Source organism: Klebsiella sp. WOUb02 (assembly GCF_050058015.1).
Taxonomy (GTDB): domain Bacteria; phylum Pseudomonadota; class Gammaproteobacteria; order Enterobacterales; family Enterobacteriaceae; genus Klebsiella.
This window is the reverse complement of the sequence record NZ_CP170110.1, coordinates 1,754,620-1,771,895: the sequence shown is the minus strand read 5'-3', so window position 1 is coordinate 1,771,895 and position 17,276 is coordinate 1,754,620. Positions and strand designations below refer to the sequence as shown.

At 61.7% G+C, this 17,276-nt stretch carries 15 protein-coding genes and 3 pseudogenes; 6 read left to right on the top strand and 12 right to left on the bottom strand.

Annotated elements, in window-relative coordinates:
* The first annotated feature begins 297 nt into the window (after nucleotides 1-297).
* Entirely contained in the window at nucleotides 298-1,689 is a 1,392-nt protein-coding gene (locus ABOC21_RS15435; protein ID WP_426815172.1) for an APC family permease, read from the top strand.
* 87 nt (nucleotides 1,690-1,776) lie between these two features.
* Here the strand turns inward: ABOC21_RS15435 and ABOC21_RS15430 are convergent.
* A pseudogene (locus ABOC21_RS15430) lies at nucleotides 1,777-1,898 on the bottom strand (small membrane protein).
* Nucleotides 1,899-2,128: 230 nt separating this feature from the next.
* On the opposite strand from ABOC21_RS15430, the gene ABOC21_RS15425 reads away from it, so the two are divergent.
* Together ABOC21_RS15425 and agp are read left to right on the top strand one after the other, a co-directional pair.
* Nucleotides 2,129-2,353, top strand: a complete 225-nt coding sequence (locus tag ABOC21_RS15425) for a hypothetical protein (protein ID WP_426815171.1) — start codon at nucleotides 2,129-2,131, stop codon at nucleotides 2,351-2,353.
* Between the two features lie 133 nt (nucleotides 2,354-2,486).
* The gene (gene agp, locus ABOC21_RS15420; RefSeq protein WP_426815170.1) at nucleotides 2,487-3,734 is read left to right on the top strand and encodes a bifunctional glucose-1-phosphatase/inositol phosphatase; all 1,248 of its coding nucleotides are present in this window, start codon (nucleotides 2,487-2,489) and stop codon (nucleotides 3,732-3,734) included.
* A 48-nt stretch (nucleotides 3,735-3,782) separates the two neighbouring features.
* Here agp and ABOC21_RS15415 read toward each other — a convergent pair whose 3' ends face one another.
* The gene (locus ABOC21_RS15415; protein WP_426815169.1) at nucleotides 3,783-4,010 is read right to left on the bottom strand and encodes a YccJ family protein; all 228 of its coding nucleotides are present in this window, start codon (nucleotides 4,008-4,010) and stop codon (nucleotides 3,783-3,785) included.
* A gap of 20 nt (nucleotides 4,011-4,030) precedes the next feature.
* Complete coding sequence (wrbA, locus tag ABOC21_RS15410; RefSeq protein ID WP_426815168.1) at nucleotides 4,031-4,627, bottom strand: NAD(P)H:quinone oxidoreductase; 597 nt, start codon at nucleotides 4,625-4,627, stop codon at nucleotides 4,031-4,033.
* A 382-nt stretch (nucleotides 4,628-5,009) separates the two neighbouring features.
* Between wrbA and ABOC21_RS15405 the strand changes: the two genes are divergently transcribed.
* Together ABOC21_RS15405 and ABOC21_RS15400 are read left to right on the top strand one after the other, a co-directional pair.
* Complete coding sequence (locus ABOC21_RS15405; protein WP_041144912.1) at nucleotides 5,010-5,183, top strand: general stress protein; 174 nt, start codon at nucleotides 5,010-5,012, stop codon at nucleotides 5,181-5,183.
* A gap of 172 nt (nucleotides 5,184-5,355) precedes the next feature.
* A complete protein-coding gene (locus tag ABOC21_RS15400) occupies nucleotides 5,356-6,312 on the top strand; it encodes a DMT family transporter (RefSeq protein WP_426815167.1) in 957 nt (318 codons plus the stop codon).
* Nucleotides 6,313-6,332: 20 nt separating this feature from the next.
* Here ABOC21_RS15400 and rutG read toward each other — a convergent pair whose 3' ends face one another.
* From rutG to rutA, 7 genes and pseudogenes are all read right to left on the bottom strand, one after another.
* Nucleotides 6,333-7,652: a pyrimidine utilization transport protein G gene (rutG, locus tag ABOC21_RS15395; RefSeq protein WP_426815166.1), complete on the bottom strand. Its 1,320-nt coding sequence runs from the start codon at nucleotides 7,650-7,652 to the stop codon at nucleotides 6,333-6,335.
* A gap of 21 nt (nucleotides 7,653-7,673) precedes the next feature.
* A complete protein-coding gene (rutF, locus tag ABOC21_RS15390) occupies nucleotides 7,674-8,168 on the bottom strand; it encodes an NADH-dependent FMN reductase RutF (RefSeq protein WP_180553989.1) in 495 nt (164 codons plus the stop codon).
* A gap of 9 nt (nucleotides 8,169-8,177) precedes the next feature.
* A complete protein-coding gene (locus ABOC21_RS15385) occupies nucleotides 8,178-8,768 on the bottom strand; it encodes a malonic semialdehyde reductase (RefSeq protein ID WP_180553988.1) in 591 nt (196 codons plus the stop codon).
* Nucleotides 8,765-9,565 (bottom strand): pyrimidine utilization protein D, encoded by an 801-nt coding sequence (gene rutD / locus ABOC21_RS15380; RefSeq protein WP_180553987.1) that lies wholly within the window; start codon nucleotides 9,563-9,565, stop codon nucleotides 8,765-8,767. The genes ABOC21_RS15385 and rutD overlap by 4 nt, the downstream gene beginning before the upstream one ends.
* Nucleotides 9,562-9,957, bottom strand: coding sequence for a pyrimidine utilization protein C (rutC, locus tag ABOC21_RS15375; RefSeq protein WP_180553986.1), 396 nt, complete (start codon nucleotides 9,955-9,957; stop codon nucleotides 9,562-9,564). The genes rutD and rutC overlap by 4 nt, the downstream gene beginning before the upstream one ends.
* A pseudogene (gene rutB, locus ABOC21_RS15370) lies at nucleotides 9,950-10,661 on the bottom strand (pyrimidine utilization protein B). Before rutB ends, rutC begins: the two are co-directional and overlap by 8 nt.
* Nucleotides 10,661-11,752 carry a pyrimidine utilization protein A gene (rutA, locus tag ABOC21_RS15365; protein ID WP_180554079.1) on the bottom strand — a complete coding sequence of 364 codons (1,092 nt, stop codon included), beginning with the start codon at nucleotides 11,750-11,752 and terminating at the stop codon, nucleotides 10,661-10,663. The pseudogene rutB and the gene rutA overlap by 1 nt, the downstream one beginning before the upstream one ends.
* Before the next feature lie 285 nt (nucleotides 11,753-12,037).
* Here rutA and rutR point away from each other — a divergent pair, with 285 nt between their 5' ends.
* The gene (rutR, locus tag ABOC21_RS15360) at nucleotides 12,038-12,676 is read left to right on the top strand and encodes an HTH-type transcriptional regulator RutR (RefSeq protein WP_426815165.1); all 639 of its coding nucleotides are present in this window, start codon (nucleotides 12,038-12,040) and stop codon (nucleotides 12,674-12,676) included.
* Here the strand turns inward: rutR and ABOC21_RS15355 are convergent.
* On the bottom strand, nucleotides 12,673-13,068 hold the full coding sequence (locus tag ABOC21_RS15355) for a lysozyme inhibitor LprI family protein (RefSeq protein ID WP_426815164.1): 396 nt from the start codon (nucleotides 13,066-13,068) through the stop codon (nucleotides 12,673-12,675). The two genes, rutR and ABOC21_RS15355, sit on opposite strands and share 4 nt — an antisense overlap.
* Before the next feature lie 146 nt (nucleotides 13,069-13,214).
* Nucleotides 13,215-17,178 (bottom strand): annotated as a pseudogene (gene putA / locus ABOC21_RS15350) (trifunctional transcriptional regulator/proline dehydrogenase/L-glutamate gamma-semialdehyde dehydrogenase).
* Nucleotides 17,179-17,276 lie beyond the last annotated feature (98 nt).

Below are 17,276 nucleotides of genomic sequence, written 5' to 3'. Positions count from 1 at the left end.
GCGGAGCCTGGCCGAATATTTTTGCTGGGGATCCAGCCGTTTCCCGAATGTCGCGTTAAGGAGCGCAGGCGACAGCGGGGCTTCAGTTAACGACACAGTGTGTGACGAGGTAGGAGATGATGCAGATGTTCAAATATCCGCAGGGAGAAGGGGGCCACGAGGGCCGCTATGAATGTGAACCCGCCGCCGCTCGCCGGTATGTTTTAATCTGTTATTTACGCTTAACCCCCTTGCTAAGCAGGTTTGTAACCCGGTCGCTGTACCCACAAACCTGTGCCTGCATGGGGGAGAGCGTCTATGGCTGCTAATACTTCTCTTGATCTCCCGGCCGAGGCGGGAAAGCCCCGGCTGCGCAAGTCGCTCAAGCTCTGGCAGGTGGTGATGATGGGCCTCGCCTACCTGACGCCGATGACGGTGTTTGATACCTTCGGCATTGTCTCCGGCATCAGCAACGGCCACGTGCCCGCCTCCTATTTACTGGCGCTGGCGGGGGTGCTGTTTACCGCCATTAGCTACGGCAAGCTGGTGCGCCAGTTCCCGGAAGCGGGATCGGCGTATACCTACGCCCAGAAATCGATCAGCCCCCACGTCGGCTTTATGGTCGGCTGGTCGTCGCTGCTGGACTATCTGTTCCTGCCGATGATCAACGTTCTGCTGGCGAAAATCTATCTTTCCGCCCTGTTCCCTGAGGTGCCGCCGTGGGTGTGGGTGGTGTCGTTTGTGGCGATCCTCACCGCCGCCAACCTCAAGAGCGTCAGCCTGGTCGCCAACTTCAATACCCTGTTTGTGCTGGTGCAGATCGCGATCATGCTGGTCTTTATCGCGCTGGTGGTGCAGGGGCTGCATAAAGGTGAAGGAGTGGGGACCGTCTGGTCGCTGCAGCCGTTTATCAGCCAGAACGCCCATCTGATCCCGATCATCACCGGGGCGACGATCGTCTGCTTCTCGTTCCTCGGCTTTGACGCGGTGACCACCCTGTCGGAGGAGACTCCGGACGCCGCGCGGGTGATCCCGAAGGCGATTTTCCTCACCGCCATGTACGGCGGCATTATCTTTATCGCCGCCTCGTTCTTTATGCAGCTCTTTTTCCCCGATATCAGCCGCTTTAAGGACCCCGACGCGGCGCTGCCGGAGATCGCGCTCTACGTTGGCGGCAAGCTGTTCCAGTCGATTTTCCTCTGCACCACCTTCGTCAACACCCTGGCGTCGGGCCTGGCTTCGCACGCCAGCGTCTCGCGTCTGCTGTACGTGATGGGGCGCGACAACGTTTTCCCGGAGCGCTTTTTTGGCTATATCCACCCGAAATGGCGGACGCCGGCGCTGAACGTGATTATGGTCGGGATTGTCGCCCTGTCGGCGCTGTTCTTCGACCTGGTCACCGCCACGGCGCTGATCAACTTCGGCGCGCTGGTGGCCTTTACCTTTGTCAACCTGTCGGTGTTCAACCACTTCTGGCGACGCAAGGGCTATAACAAAACCTGGAAGGACCGCTTCCACTATCTGCTGCTGCCGCTGATTGGCGCGGTGACGGTCGGCGTGCTGTGGGTGAACCTCGAGGCGACGTCCCTGACCCTGGGCCTGGTGTGGGCCGCGGTCGGTCTTCTTTACCTGACCTGGCTGACCCGGCGCTTTCGCAAGCCGCCGCCGCAGTTTGACGGCGCGAAGGCGGAGCAGGCCTGGGAGTCGTAGCGCGCAGCCGGGCGCTGAATAAAGAAAAGCAGGCATAGTGCCTGCTTTTCTTTTGTCGCTATAGCGTCTCTAATAGCGGAACGGGGGTTATTTTTTCTTCTTGTGAAAAGGCACTGGCTGGCGCGACGCTCTTTGACGTATGACACCAAACTGTAAAGCGCAACCCCCAGCAAAATGACCGCAGCGAGAAGAAGAATAATACCGGACATACACAATCCTGGGTCCTGGTTGAAAACGATGCACTCTATAAATACGCGGCTAAGATAGCATCGGGATGTGTCTGAAAGATGAATCTTCCATCGGTAAAACCTAACAAGCGCGCGGGCTAAATTTGTTGTTTTGTCGGCCGGAGTAACACTCCGTTAAGCGATTTTACAGACGCGCGGCCTTGAGGCTGCTACCCTGCGGGCGAGTACGAATTGTCTGAGAATAATATTGAATGCGTAATAAACATCTCGTCAGCCTGTTAGGAGTGACACTTATTCTGACCTCGTTGGCTGCGCAGGCGGAGTCCGAACGTCAGCAAACCCGGGAACGGATCGTCGATCAGGTGCTCAAACCCTGCGAAGGCAAAAAGGCCGGAGATAAAGTGGTGATGGTCGATCGCCGCGGCGGAGAGCATGAGGCTATCTGTACCCTGGCGGCGGTACCGCTGCCGGAGTAACCGCTGTCGCCGCCGGCGCCGAGAAACCGCAGAAAAGGATGCCCGCTGCCTCAGTTTGCGCGCTGCTGTCTGGCAAAATGTCATAAATTTGTCACAATCAGAGCGATGATAATAACTGACTGAGGGTAAAGGGATGAGAAAAAGTCTACTCGCCGGCGCGATCGCCGCCGGAGTTTTGCTATCTGCGGGCGTCCAGGCGCAGGAGCCAGCGGCTCCGCAGGGCTATCAGCTTCAGCAGGTGCTGATCATGAGCCGCCATAATCTGCGCGCGCCGCTGGCGAATAACGGCAGCGTGCTGGAGCAGTCAACGCCGAAATCCTGGCCGGAGTGGGACGTTCCCGGCGGGCAGCTGACCACCAAGGGTGGGGTGCTGGAAGTCTATATGGGGCACTATATGCGGGAGTGGCTGGCGCAGCAGGGGCTGGTGACCAGCGGCGAGTGCCCGCCGGACAACGCGGTATATGCCTATGCCAATAGCCTGCAGCGCACCGTCGCCACCGCTCAGTTCTTTATCACCGGCGCCTTTCCCGGCTGCGGCGTAACCGTTCATCATCAGCCGCAAATGGGCACCATGGACCCAACCTTTAACCCGGTTATCACTGATGACTCCACGGCGTTCGGTGAGAAAGCGGTGCAGGCAATGGAAAAAGAGCGGCAAAAAATGCAGCTCACCGACAGCTACAAGCTGCTCGAAGAGATGACCGACTATCGCAATTCGCCCTCCTGCAAAGAGAAGCAGCAGTGTTCGCTGAGCGACGGCAAAGACACCTTCAGCGCCAAAAATCAGCAGGAGCCGGGCGTTTCCGGGCCGCTGAAGGTCGGCAACTCGCTGGTGGACGCGTTCACCCTGCAGTATTACGAAGGCTTCCCGCAGGAGCAGGTGGCGTGGGGCGAAATCAAAACCGATAAGCAGTGGCAAGTGCTGTCGAAGCTGAAAAACGGCTATCAGGATAGCCTGTTTACCTCAACGGAAGTGGCGCGCAACGTCGCTAAGCCGCTGGTGAAGTATATCGACAAGGCGCTGGTGGGCGATGTGGCGCAGGCGGCGAAGGTCACGCTGCTGGTGGGGCATGACTCCAATATCGCTTCGCTGCTGACGGCGCTCGATTTTAAACCCTATCAGCTGCACGATCAGAACGAGCGCACGCCGATTGGCGGAAAAATTGTCTTCCAGCGCTGGCACGATACCGGCAGCAACCGCGAGCTGATGAAGATTGAGTACGTCTATCAAAGCACCGCGCAGCTGCGCAACGCCGAGGCGCTGACGCTGCAGTCGCCGCCGCAGCGGGTGACCCTGGCGCTGAACGGCTGTCCGGTAGACGCCAACGGCTTCTGCCCGATGGAGACCTTTAAAACGGTGATGAACCAGGCCGCAAAATAAACCAAAAACCCGGAGCAATCCGGGTTTTTTTATTCTGCCGCGTTGCGGCTACACGTTTTTACGCTCGATGGTTTGCTCGCCCCAGAACAGCGAATCCTTATCGGTTTTGGTAAAGGCCAGCGACAGCACGTCGTCGCTGCCTTCTTCCCAGATTTTTTCCGCTAACTTTTCATCGTATTTAGCTAATTCAAAAATCGCTTCGGCAATCTCCACCGAGGTATTGCGTAAACTCGCCCATTCACCGACGTGGTGAGCTTTTGCTTCTTGAGTTGGCATGCAAATCCTCCTGCTAAGGGTTAACCGTGTAATTTAACCGCCAGGCCGGCGACGTGTTCACCCTGGTAGCGGGCGATCGCCAGCTCTTCCTCGCTTGGCTGACGAGAACCGTCGCCGCCGGCGATGGTGGTTGCGCCATACGGCGTGCCGCCGCGAACCACCGAGATATCAAATAATTCCTGCGCGCCGTAGCCAATCGGCACGATCACCATCCCATGATGGGCGAGGGTGGTCCAGGTCGAGGTAATGGTCTGCTCCTGTCCACCGCCGGTGCCGGTGGAGCTGAATACGCTGGCCAGCTTGCCGTACAGCGCGCCGGAGGCCCACAGACCGCCCGTCTGATCGAGGAAGGTGCGCATCTGTCCGGACATGTTGCCGAAGCGGGTCGGGGTACCAAAGATGATGGCGTCATACTCTGCCAGCTCCTGCGGCGTGGCGACGGGCGCATTTTGCGTTTTCCCGCCCGCTTTGGCGAACGCCTCAGCATGCATAGTTTCCGGCACGCGCTTCACCACCACGTCCACGCCGTCTACTCTGTTCGCCCCTTCGGCGACGGCATGAGCCATGGTCTCGATGTGTCCATACATTGAATAATAAAGCACCAGAATTTTAGCCATTTGCATCACTCCTCGGTTGCGTTATAGGCCAGCCAGACGACTGGCTATCTTTAAAGATAAGGCGTCTGGCGGAGAGTGCAAATCTAACAATCATTTATTTGATTTATAACAAAATTGCAAAAATTACTTTTGTCGCAAAAAGATACATTTTGCGCTGCGCTGTTTTCGTCCGCCTTAAGAGAGGCTTAGCGCACGGCAGGGGCGAGAATATGTCCGCAAAGTCGAAAGCTGTTGCAGGATGTTACTATTGGCGAAATGAATGAGTTTCGTTCGCTACGCTTAAAGGCACGCGATACGATAGTGGTGATGCCATAGGCCGCGGACGCTGCGGCCGCGTATCGCGCGTAATGCAGTATGATGTCTAACCAAGTGGAGGTCAGTGATGGCAAACCATCGTGGCGGTTCCGGCAACTTCGCCGAGGATCGTGAAAGAGCATCAGAAGCAGGTCGTAAAGGTGGTCAGCATAGCGGGGGGAACTTTAAAAACGATCCCCAGCGCGCCTCGGATGCGGGCAAAAAAGGGGGCAAAAACAGTCACGGCAATCGTCATAGCTGATGTATCGCCAATGACGTTGATCGACCGTTGATGATGCAGGGTTAATCTCCCCCGGCACCCTCCGCATCGCCCTCGCCGCCGGCAGCCGCCGGCGGTTTTTTTATCGCCGATGGTTGCGATCGCGGTCGGCTAATTGCACACTAGCCGGCTACCACTCGTTACCGGCCGCGCTATGTCTGCATGTAAATTCTCTATTAAACCCCAGGAAGCGATCCTCATCGCGATCACCATGTTCTGGGGCGGTACTTTCCTCGCCGTGCAGTATGCCGTGACGCTCAGCGGGCCGTTCTTTTTTGTCGGCGTGCGTTTTGCGACCGCGGCGCTGGCGGTTGCCCTGCTATCACTGCGCGTCATGCGCGGGCTGACGTGGCTTGAGCTGAAGGCCGGGGTCGCGATTGGCGTCTCGATCGCGCTGGGGTACAGCCTGCAAACCTGGGGCCTGCAGTCGATCTCCAGCAGCAAGTCGGCTTTTATTACCGCCATGTACGTTCCGCTGGTGCCGCTGCTGCAGTGGCTGTGCCTCGGGAAAATGCCGGGAGTGATGTCCTGCCTGGGAGTGGTGCTGGCGTTTACGGGGCTGATCCTGCTGGCCGGGCCGGAAAATAATCTGCTGGCGCTCGGCGTTGGCGAAGCGATCACCCTCGCCAGCGCGCTGGCGATCGCCGCGGAGATTATCTTAATCAGCGCCTGGGCCGGGAAGGTGGACGTCCGGCGGGTGACGGTGGTGCAGCTGGCCACCGCCTCGCTGGTGGCTTTCGCGGCGATGGTGCCGGCAGGGGAAGCGATTCCCCCGATGTCGCCGGGGCTGCTGGGCGTCGCGCTGGGGTTGGGTATTTTCAGCGCCATTATTCAGGTCACCATGAACTGGGCGCAGCGCAGCGTGTCGCCGACCAGAGCGACGCTTATTTATACCGGTGAGCCGGTATGGGCGGGGATTTTTGGCCGTATTGCCGGCGAGCGTCTGCCGCTGCTGGCGCTGGTGGGCTGCGCCTTTATCGTGGCCGGCGTTCTGGTGAGCGAACTGAAGCTGAAGCGGAAAAAGGCCTCCGATGTACAGGCGGTTCCGGCAGACGTCGCGGCGCTGTCCGATCTTGCCGAGCGCCCGGACCCGGAATCCCGGTCGGCTTAGCGCGACCGGGAAACTCCCGTTTACACCGTAGCGTTAGGCGCTTCCGCGACCCGCGCGCGGCGGCTAAGCAGCGCGTGCAGAAGAATGGCGCCAAAGGTGGCGGTGCCGATCCCGCCGAGGGTGAAGCCGCCCAGCGAGAGGGCAAAATCACCGGCGCCGAGCACCAGGGTTACCGCCACCATAATCAGGTTGCCGTTCTGGCTCAGATCGACCCGGTTCTGTACCCAGATCCGCGCTCCGGCCACCGCAATCAGCCCGAATACCACAATCGAGGCCCCGCCGATGACCGGCCCGGGAATGGTGTGGATCAGCGCGCCAAACTTGGGCGAAAACCCTAGCAGGACGGCAATCAGCGCGGCGGCAACGAACACCAGCGTCGAGTAGACTTTGGTTACCGCCATCACCCCTATATTCTCCGCATAGGTGGTCACGCCGCTGCCGCCGACGGCGCCGGAAAGCATCGTCGCCAGCCCGTCGCCGACGAACGCCCGGCCCATGTACGGGTCCATATTGCGCCCGGTCATTCCGGCCACCGCCTTCAGATGGCCGAGGTTCTCAGCGACCAGAATCACCGCCACGGGCGCAATCAGCATCATCGCCTGGCCGTTAAAGGTCGGAGAGGTGAAGTGGGGAAGACCAAACCACGCCGCCTGTTCCAGCAGGGAGAAATCGAGCGGCTTGCCCAGCCCGAGGCCGTTTGCCAGCAGCGCGTAGAGCACGCAGGCCGCAATCAGGCCGACGAGGATCAGCAGCCGCTGCAGCATGCCGCGGGTAAAGACCGCCACGAGGCCGATGCACAGCACGGTCAGCACCGCCATCCAGCCGTCAAACGGCGTCGCAGAAACGCTGCGTACCGCAATCGGCGCGAGGTTCAGGCCAATCGCCATCACCACCGCGCCGGTCACCACCGGCGGCATCAGGCGCTCAATCCAGCGGGTGCCGGCCTTCATCACCACCAGGCCAATCAGGGTATAGAGCAGGCCGCAGACGATAATCCCGCCGAGGGCGACGTCCAGATGTGGGTTCAGCCCCTGGCCGTTAAAGCCGGTGACGGCGATGACCACCCCGACAAAGGCCGCGCTGGAACCCAGATAGCTCGGCACCCGGCCGCCGGTCACCAGGAAGAACAGCAGGGTGCCGATGCCCGACATCAATATCGACAGGTTGGGGTCGAGCCCCATCAGTATCGGCATTAGCACGGTGGCGCCGAACATCGCGACCGCGTGCTGCACGCCCATAACCGCGGTCTGTCCGACGGAGAGGCGTTCATCGGGGGCCACCACGCCGGAAGCGGCGGAGGGGGAGGTTAACTGCCAGCGAGGAAAATCGAAAAGTGCCATGATGATATCCCGGGTTCAAGGTTAACAGGCTGGGCGCATAAGCGTGTGATAGCCGCGGTCGAACCACATCAGCCCGCGCGGCTGCGGATGCTTGACGATGGCGGCGACCTCGCAAAACAGAATGTCGTGGCTGCCGACGCTGACGACCTGGCTGATGCGGCAGTCGAAGCTCGCCAGCGCGTCGTGTAGGCGCGGGCAGCCGGTGACGCCGGGCTGCCATTCGGCGGCGGCGAAGCGCTCCGCCATCGGCGTTTTACCGCCAAACAGATTGGAGAGCGGCTCCTGTCCCGCCGCCAGCGTATTGACGCACAGCGCCTGATGCTGGCTGAAGGTCGGCCACACCGAGGCGGAGCGGTTCAGGCAGACCAGCAGCGTCGGCGGCTCGTCGGTCACGCTGCACACCGCGCTGGCGGTAAAGCCGGCCCGGCCCGCCGGACCGTCGGTGGTAATAATGTTCACCGCGGCGCCGACCTGGGCCATGGCGTCGCGAAAGCTTTGTTTATCCGCTATAGGCATGGAGGCTCCTTATGCCAGCCGGCAGGCGTCGTCAAAGGAGAGGCGCGGCAGGCGATCGTAGAGCTTTGTTTCATCGCCGTAGCCGATGTTAATCAACAGGTTGCTTTTCCAGCCGCTGTCGGCAAAGAACGCCGCGTCGACCTTTTCCCGATCGAATCCCGACATCGGCCCGGTATCCAGGCCGAGGGCGCGGCAGGCGAAAATCAGATAGGCCGCCTGCAGCGAGCTGTTGCGGAACGCGGTCTCCTCGGCGAGCTGGGGGCTGGAGGTAAACCAGCTGCGGGCGTCGCCGTGGGGAAACAGCTCCGGCAGGCGATCGTAAAAGGCGCTGTCCCACGCCACGATGGCGGTGACCGGCGCGCGGAGGGTTTTTTCGACGTTGCCGCTGGAGAGCGTGGGGCGCAGCTTCTCTTTGCCCTCCGGGGTGCGGACAAAAACGATCCGCGCCGGGGAGCAGTTGGCCGAGGTCGGGCCCATTTTCAGCAGCGCGTAAATTTCCTCCAGCAGGCTGTCGGCTACCGGCTTATCCAGCCAGCCGCTGTGGGTCCTGGCGTGGCTGAACAGCGTTTCGCAGGCGCTTTGGCTAATACTCTCACTCATAAACTCTCCTGGCCGGCGGGCAGCATCGCGGCCAGCCCGTCGCATAAAATGGGGTTGAAGGTCTCGGTATCGGTGACGTTACAAGCATGGCCGCCCCAGGCCATCTCCACCAGCTGACTGCCGGGGATTGCGGCCTGCAGCGAGCGCGAACAGGAGGCGGGCACCAGCAGATCGTCACGGGCGCTGATCATCAGGGTCGGACAGGTCACCGCCGCGGCCCGCCGGGAGAAGTCCGCCTGCTTCAGCGCCTGTAGCCGTTTCAGCAGATTGTCCTTACCCTGAAAATGGCTGAGCGCGAGGGCCTCCTCCGCCTCCAGCCGCGGCGCGCGCGCGGCCATCCACTCCGCCGGGTAGAGGAACAGCGGCTGCGCTTCCACCCACGCCTGGGCGCCGCCGGTATGCAGCAGGCGCTCGCGTACCTGGAAGCAGCGGCGGGTGTGGGTCGACAGGGTCAGCCAGGCGTTGACCAGCACCAGCGCGCTGACCGCCCGGGGTTTGTCCAGCGCCAGCTGCAGGCCGATCAATCCTCCCAGCGCATGGCCCACCAGCGCGAAGCGCGTAATTCCGGCCTTCTCCAGCGCCTGCCACAGCTCCTGGGCCATAGTCGCCATGCTGTAGGCGGCGGGCAGCGGGCCGGCGTTTTCGCCGGTGCCGTTCTGGTCATAGGTCACCAGCTGGTATCGCGCGGCCAGCGGCGCGCGCTGGGCGGTCCAGTAGCTGCCCGCGCCGCCCAGTCCGGCGCTCAGCACCACAACCGGGGCGCCCTCGTAAGGCGCAGGGGCGATATTGAGCTTCATGGCGCCGGTTTCCCGATATGCGCCACCGTAGCGATCTCCACCAGCGCCTCGGGCTTCACCAGGCCGCACTGAATGCAGAACCGCGCCGGCTTATCGCCGGGGAAAAACTCGGCGTAGACTTCGTTAATCGCGGCGTAGTTTTTCCAGTCGGTGATAAAAATGCTGTTGAAGGTCACATCCGCCATACTGCCCCCCGCCGTTTCGATAACGCTGCGGATAGTCTCCAGAACGTGGCGGGTTTGCGCCTTTGGGTCGCCGATATAGACCACGTTGTTTTGCTTATCGAACGGCAGCGTACCGGAGACGTAGACCACGCCATCGGCCAGCGTGCCGGGTACGAAAGGGGCGATCGGCGTGGTGGTGCCGGGTGGAATAATGACCTGTTTAGGCATAACGTTTCTCCTCCGGGAACGGGATTGGACTGGCGGGCTGCAGGGCGTCGCAGAAGCTGGCGACGTCGCTGACCCAGCCAAAGAAGGTCTCAATATTGAACAGCGCCGCCTGCTGGGCGAAGGCCGGTCCGGCCTGATGGGTGGCGTCCTCCAGCACGATGCCGAAATATTCGAGGAAGAAGCCGTCGCGCAGCGTCGACTCCACGCAGACGTTGGTGGCGATACCGGTGAATACCAGGTGGCGAACGCCGCGGCTGCGCAAAATGCTGTCCAGGCTGGGTGTTGTAGAAGCCGCTGTAGCGCGGTTTTGGCAGCACTACGTCGCCCGGCTGCGGCTTAAGCTCATCAACCAGCTGGTAGTCCCAGCCCCCTTTAGCCAGCAGCTTGCCCTGCAGCTCAGGACGGCGGCGCATGGTCTTCAGGGCGTTGGATTTATGGTAGTTCGGCGAGCCGGGGCCGCCGGCCTCTATGTACTGGTCGTCCCAGCCGTTCTGGAACCAGATAATTAGCATCCCGGCGGCGCGAGCGGCGGCGACGGCGATGTTGATGTTGTCGATAACCGGCCGGGTGGCGGAGACGTCAAACCCGGCGAGGTCGAGATAGCCGCCCTGGCTGGCATAGGCGTTTTGCATATCCACCACGATCAGCGCGCTGTTTTGCGCCGCGAAGGTTAAGGATTCCGGGCGAGCGGGAAGGGTAATCATCAGGCAACCTCGCGAGTAGCGGTGGCAATGTGGTCGCGGCAGCGCATCAGCGGCTGAATGCGCTCGCCGAAGGCGTCAATGCCGGAGAGGAAATCATCAAAGGTCAGCAGCACGCCGTCGGTACCGGGGACCGCAGCGACCTCATCGAGCATGCGGGCGACGCTGGCGTAAGAGCCGACGAGGGTGCCCATGTTGATATTGACCGCTGAGGTGGGGTCGGCCATCTGGCGGACGTTGGTATCGCTGCCGGAGCGGGTATCCTTCTGGCTCTGCTCGGTCAGCCACGCCAGCGCCTCTTCGTCGGCGCCGGCCTTGTAGTGCTCCCATTTGGCGCGCGCGGCTTCATCCGTTTCGTCGGCAATAACCATAAACAGCACGTACGAGCCGACGTCGCGGCCGGTTTTTTCCGCCGCCTGCATCATGCGCGCGGCGGTCGGGGCGAAGGCGGCCGGAGTGTTGACCCCTTTGCCGAAGCAGAAGTTGTAGTCGGCGTACTGGGCGGAGAAGGCCATACCGGCATCGCTCTGCCCGGCGCAGATCACCTTCATTGGCTGCGACGGCTGCGGGCTGACGCGGCAGTCGTTCATCGTGAAGTAGTCGCCCTTAAAGTCGCTCTGCCCGGTGCCCCACAGGTCGCGCAGTACCTGGACATATTCGCTGAGATAGTCGTAGCGGCTGGCGAAATAGTCATCCCCGGGCCAGATCCCCATCTGCTCGTACTCCGGTTTTTGCCAGCCGGTCACCAGATTCACGCCGAAGCGGCCGCCGGAAATCGAGTCAATGGTGGAGGCCATGCGGGCGACGATGGCCGGCGGCAGGGTCAGGGTGGCGGCGGTGGCGTAGATTTGGATCCGCGAAGTCACCGCCGCGAGGCCTGCCATCAGGGTGAAGGATTCGAGATTGTGATCCCAGAATTCGGTTTTACCGCCAAAGCCGCGCAGCTTGATCATCGACAGCGCGAAGTCAAAGTTGTAATGCTCGGCTTTCTGCACAATCGCTTTATTCAGCTCAAACGTCGGCATGTACTGCGGGGCATGGGTGGAAATCAGCCAGCCGTTATTGCCGATCGGAACGAAGACACCAATTTTCATATGCACCTCTTTGCGGTCGTTAAACAAGAAGGCGTGCGGCGCTGCATCCTGCATCTTCCTGAGCCACCTCGCTAATCTGATAAAGCAAAGACGATGCCAGTTTTGCAAAAGCCAATGTTATTAATGTGTTGCTTAATAGTTGCCGGAAGTGAGGTCTGAAAAAGTAGACTAAATGGTCAAAATCAGTGCACGAAAAAACGGCAGTCATGCGCAATTGGGGTGCAGGAGGTCGTGTCGGCGATGGGCTTTTGCTATGCTGATGGCGTTGAATGAAGGAGATAATAGATGGCACAGGGCGCCGGGAAGAAAAGCGGCAAGCGTTCGCTGGCGGTGAGCGCAAAAAAAGAGGCTATCCTCGCCGCCGCGCTGGACGCGTTTTCGCAATTTGGCATTCATGGCACGCGGCTCGAGCAGGTTGCTGAGCTGTCCGGGGTCTCGAAAACCAATTTGCTCTACTACTATCCGTCGAAAGAGGCGCTGTACGTTGCCGTTTTGCAGCAGATCCTCACCATCTGGCTGGCGCCGCTGAAGGCCTTTCGCGAAGATATCAGCCCGCTGGTGGCGATCCGCGAGTATATCCGCCTGAAGCTGGAGGTCTCCCGCGACCATCCGCAGGCGTCAAAGCTGTTCTGCCTCGAGATGCTGCAGGGCGCGCCGCTGCTGATGGGGGAGCTGACCGGCGATCTGAAAACGCTGGTGGATGAAAAGTCGGCGATCGTCTCCGGCTGGGTCGAAAGCGGCAAGCTGGCGCCGGTCGACCCCCAGCACCTGATCTTTATGATCTGGGCTACCACGCAGCATTACGCCGATTTTGCCACCCAGATTGAGGCGGTGACCGGCGCAACGCTGCGCGATGAGGCGTTCTTCCAGCAAACCGTGGAAAACGTGCAGCGGATGATCGTTGAAGGGATCCGGGTGCGCTAGTTGGCCGGCGGCAGCGGGCAGCTCTGATCGCCATCTTCGCACTGCAGCAGCGAAGAGAGGTACGATTCACGCTCCACGGTTTTGTCCGCCATGCACTGGTTGATCAGCATCGGCTGGATGCTGCCGCCTTCGGCTCCGGAGGCCAAAAACGCGCAGTCGGCGTCGCGCAGCGCGATCCACGCCAGCTGGGATTTTTTCAACAGCGCCTGCTGGCCGCCTGAGGCGCGCTTCAGCGCCTGCTGATAGGTCTGGTTGAGCTTGCCGTCGGCCGCCTGATACTGCGCCGCCGTGCACTGGTTCATCTCCATCTGATTGTTGGCGTTAGCGCATTCGTCCGCCAGCGCCTGCCCGCTTGCCAGCAGGGCGGCAAGCGCGAGTAAAGTGCGTTTCATTGTTCCACTCCCATACATAAAAAGGCCCCCGTCCGGGAGCCTTAATTAACCACAGCTTTGGCCTGCTGTCATCCGGTCCGCGATCCCCCGGCGGCGGGCTACGGTTTTGCCCGAACCGCTGCCGGACGCCGCCTCGGGGATCGGTCCTAGCCGATGGTCATCAGGCTGGCGTTGCCGCCCGCCGCGGCGGTATTGACGCTCAGCGAGCGCTCGATATAGAGGCGCTCCAGCAGCAGATTGCTCTCGCCGCGGGCGAATCCCTGTACCGAAACGATCGCCCCGTCCCGCGCCGCCACCTGCTCGCACAGCGCGCGTAGCTGATCGGAATCGCCGTGGTAAATCACCGCGTCGAAGGCCTGGGCGGTCAGTTCGGCCTCTTTGGCAAAGCGGATGCGCTCGCTGACTTCGCGCGGCAGCTTCTTCGCCAGTTCGAGATGCAGGGCGTTATCCGGCCACAGGATCTCGCAGCCGACGGCGGTCACCGCCGCCAGCTGGGTCAGCGCATCCTGTTCATTATCCGCCACGCACAGCACGCGGTCGCGGGGAATGAAGGTCAGGGTGTTGCGCTCGCCGGTCGGCCCCGGCAGCAGACGCTGGGTGCCGGCCTGCGCCTGTTCGCTATACTGCTGGCACAGCGCCTGCAGCTCCGGCCGGCCGGCGGCCCACTGCTGCAGGGCGAGCAGCGGTTTTTCCAACAGGGTCTTCAGCTGGGCGTCCAGCGGACGTTCCGCGTCCTGGCGGGCGAGGGTGGCGCCGACGGCGTTGTGCGGACGGCTTGAGAGCAGACGGTACAGATACAGCGGACCGCCGGCTTTCGGGCCGGTGCCCGATAGCCCTTCGCCGCCGAACGGCTGGACGCCAACCACCGCGCCCACCATATTACGGTTGACGTACAGGTTGCCGACTTTTGCGCTGCCGGTGACCTGGGCGATGGTTTCGTCGATGCGGGTATGGACCCCGAGCGTCAGGCCGTAGCCGGAAGCGTTGATCTGCTCAACCAGCCGATCCAGCTCATTGCGGTTGTAGCGCACCACGTGCAGGACCGGGCCAAAGACCTCTTTTTTCAGCTCGTCAAAGCTGTCGAGTTCGATAAGCGTCGGCGGAACGAAGGTCCCGCTCTGCCATTCGCGGGCGTCCTCGCCGTTCTCGCGTACCGCCTGGAAGACGTTGCGCCCCTTGGCGCGCAGCGTCTGAATGTGACGCTCGATATTCTCTTTCGCTTCGGCATCAATCACCGGCCCGATATCGGTGGTCAGGCGGCCGGGGTTGCCCATCCGACATTCGCCCATCGCGCCGCGCAGCATGGTCAGCGTATGGTCGGCGATCTCCTCCTGCAGGCACAGCACCCGCAGCGCGGAGCAGCGCTGGCCGGCGCTATCGAAGGCGGAAGCCAGTACGTCAACCACCACCTGTTCGGTCAGCGCCGACGAGTCGACGATCATCGCGTTCATGCCGCCGGTTTCGGCGATCAGCGGCGTCGGGCGCCCCTGGGCGTCAAGGCGGCTGGCGATATTGCGCTGCAGTAAAGTCGCGACCTCGGTTGAGCCGGTAAACATCACCCCGCGCACGCGTTGGTCGCCGGTGAGCGCGGCGCCGACGGTTTCTCCTCGACCCGGCAGCAGCTGGATAACGCCCGGCGGGACGCCGGCCTCCAGCAGAATCGCCACGCCCTGAGCGGCGATCAGCGGCGTCTGTTCGGCGGGTTTCGCCAGCACGCTGTTGCCCGCGGCCAGCGCGGCGGCAATCTGGCCGGTGAAGATCGCCAGCGGGAAGTTCCACGGGCTGATGCACACCACCGGACCCAGCGGACGGTGGGTTTCATTATCAAAGTCGTCGCGGACCTGGCCGGCGTAGTAGTGCAGGAAGTCCACCGCTTCGCGAACTTCGGCGATGGCGTTGCTGAAGGTTTTACCCGCTTCGCGTACCAGAATCCCGATCAGCGTCTGCGTTTGGCCTTCCATTAAGATCGCCGCGCGCTCAAGGATGGCCGCGCGCTCCTGCGGCGGGGTGGCGAACCAGATCGGCGCGCAGTTGACCGCGCTGGTCAGCGCCTGCTGCACCTCTTCGTCGCTGGCTTCGCGCACGTGGCCGACGATATCTTTCGGCTCCGCAGGGTTGACGATCGCCTGCAGCTCGCCTTCGGCAACCGGATGCTCCAGCATCGGCAGGGCCTGCCACTTATGCAGGGCGCTGTTGAGTAAAGAGGAGGAGAGGGAGGCGAGGCGGTGTTCGTTCGCCAGATCCAGCCCCGCCGAGTTGCTGCGGTCCTGACCATAGAGGTCGCGCGGCAGCGGAATTTTCGGATGCGGCAGGCCGGCCTGGCCCTCCTGCTGCGCCAGCTTCTCCACCGCGCAGACTGGGTCGGCGACCAGCTCGTCAAGCGGCAGGCTGGTATCGGCGATGCGGTTGACGAAGGAGGTGTTGGCGCCGTTCTCCAGCAGGCGGCGCACCAGGTAGGCCAGCAGGGTTTCGTGGGTGCCGACCGGGGCGTAGATTCGGCACGGTCGGTTGAGCTTACCGTCGGCCACTTTGCCTACCACCTGCTCATACAGCGGCTCACCCATGCCGTGCAGGCACTGGAATTCGTACTGACCCGGATAATAGTTTTGCCCCGCCAGCTGGTAAATAGCCGCCAGGGTGTGGGCGTTATGGGTGGCGAACTGCGGGTAGATCAGGTTCGGCACCGTCAGCAGCTTTTTCGCGCAGGCGAGATAGGAGACGTCGGTATACACCTTGCGGGTATAAACCGGGTAGCCTTCGAGGCCGTCCATCTGCGCGCGCTTGATTTCGCTATCCCAGTAGGCGCCCTTCACCAGGCGGATCATCAGACGACGGCGGCTGCGGGTGGCGAGATCGATCAGCGAGTCAATGACGAACGGACAGCGCTTCTGATAGGCCTGAATGACGAAGCCGATCCCGTTCCAGCCCGCCAGCCTCCGGCTCAAAGCACAGCTTCTCCAGCAGGTCGAGAGAGATCTCCAGGCGATCGGCTTCTTCGGCGTCGATGTTGATGCCGATATCGTACTGGCGCGCCAGCAGGGTTAACGACTTCAGGCGCGGATAGAGCTCTTCCATTACCCGATCGTACTGCGCGCGGCTGTAGCGCGGGTGCAGGGCGGAGAGCTTGATGGAGATCCCCGGGCCTTCATAGATGCCGCGGCCGTTGGAGGCTTTGCCGATCGCGTGGATAGCCTGCTGGTAGGAGACCATATAGGCCTGGGCGTCGGCGGCGGTCAGCGCCGCTTCCCCGAGCATATCGTAGGAGTAGCGGAAGCCTTTCTCTTCCAGCTTGCGGGCGTTGGCCAGCGCTTCGGCGATGGTCTCGCCGGTGACGAACTGCTCGCCCATCAGGCGCATCGCCATATCGACGCCTTTGCGGATCAGCGGTTCGCCGCTTTTGCCTATGATGCGGTTCAGCGAGCGCGACAGGCTGGTTTCATTGTGGGTGGAGACCAGTTTGCCGGTAAACAGCAGTCCCCAGGTGGCGGCGTTTACGAACAGCGACGGGCTGCGGCCGATATGCGACTGCCAGTTACCGTTGCTGATCTTGTCGCGAATAAGGGCGTCGCGGGTGGCTTTATCCGGAATACGCAGCAGCGCCTCCGCGAGACACATCAGCGCCACGCCCTCCTGTGAGGAGAGGGAGAACTCCTGCAGCAGGCTCTGCACCATGCCGGCGCGCCCGCTGGCGGTTTTTTGATTGCGCAGCTTTTCCGCCAGCGTCCAGGCCAGCTTATGCGCCTGTTCGCCCAGCGCCTGCGGCAGACGGGCCTGTTCGAGGAGCATCGGCACGGCATCGGTTTCGGCGCGGCGATAGGCTGCGGTAATGTCCGCCCGCGCCACCGATTGGGGCAGGATCTGCTCGGCAAATTCAAGGAACGGCTGGTACGGCTCTTCGGTCAAAGGACCCGATTCGTCGCTTTCGTTGGCCGCGCCGGAAAGCAGCGCCGGCAGCTCGGGCAGCGATTCGTCACTCTCCAGCTTTTCCAGATAGTTGAAAATCGCCTGCTTAATCAGCCAGTGCGGCGTGCGGTCGATACGGCTGGCGGCGGACTTGATACGGTCGCGCGTGGCTTCGTCAAGTTTAACGCCCATGGTGGTGGTGCCCATGTCAGGAACTCCTGTTATTGGTCATTCGCTGCATTCATTGCCCGACCCTGCTGGCGCGGCATGCTGCGGCGAATTTGGCCTCTGTGCGGTTATGCGGT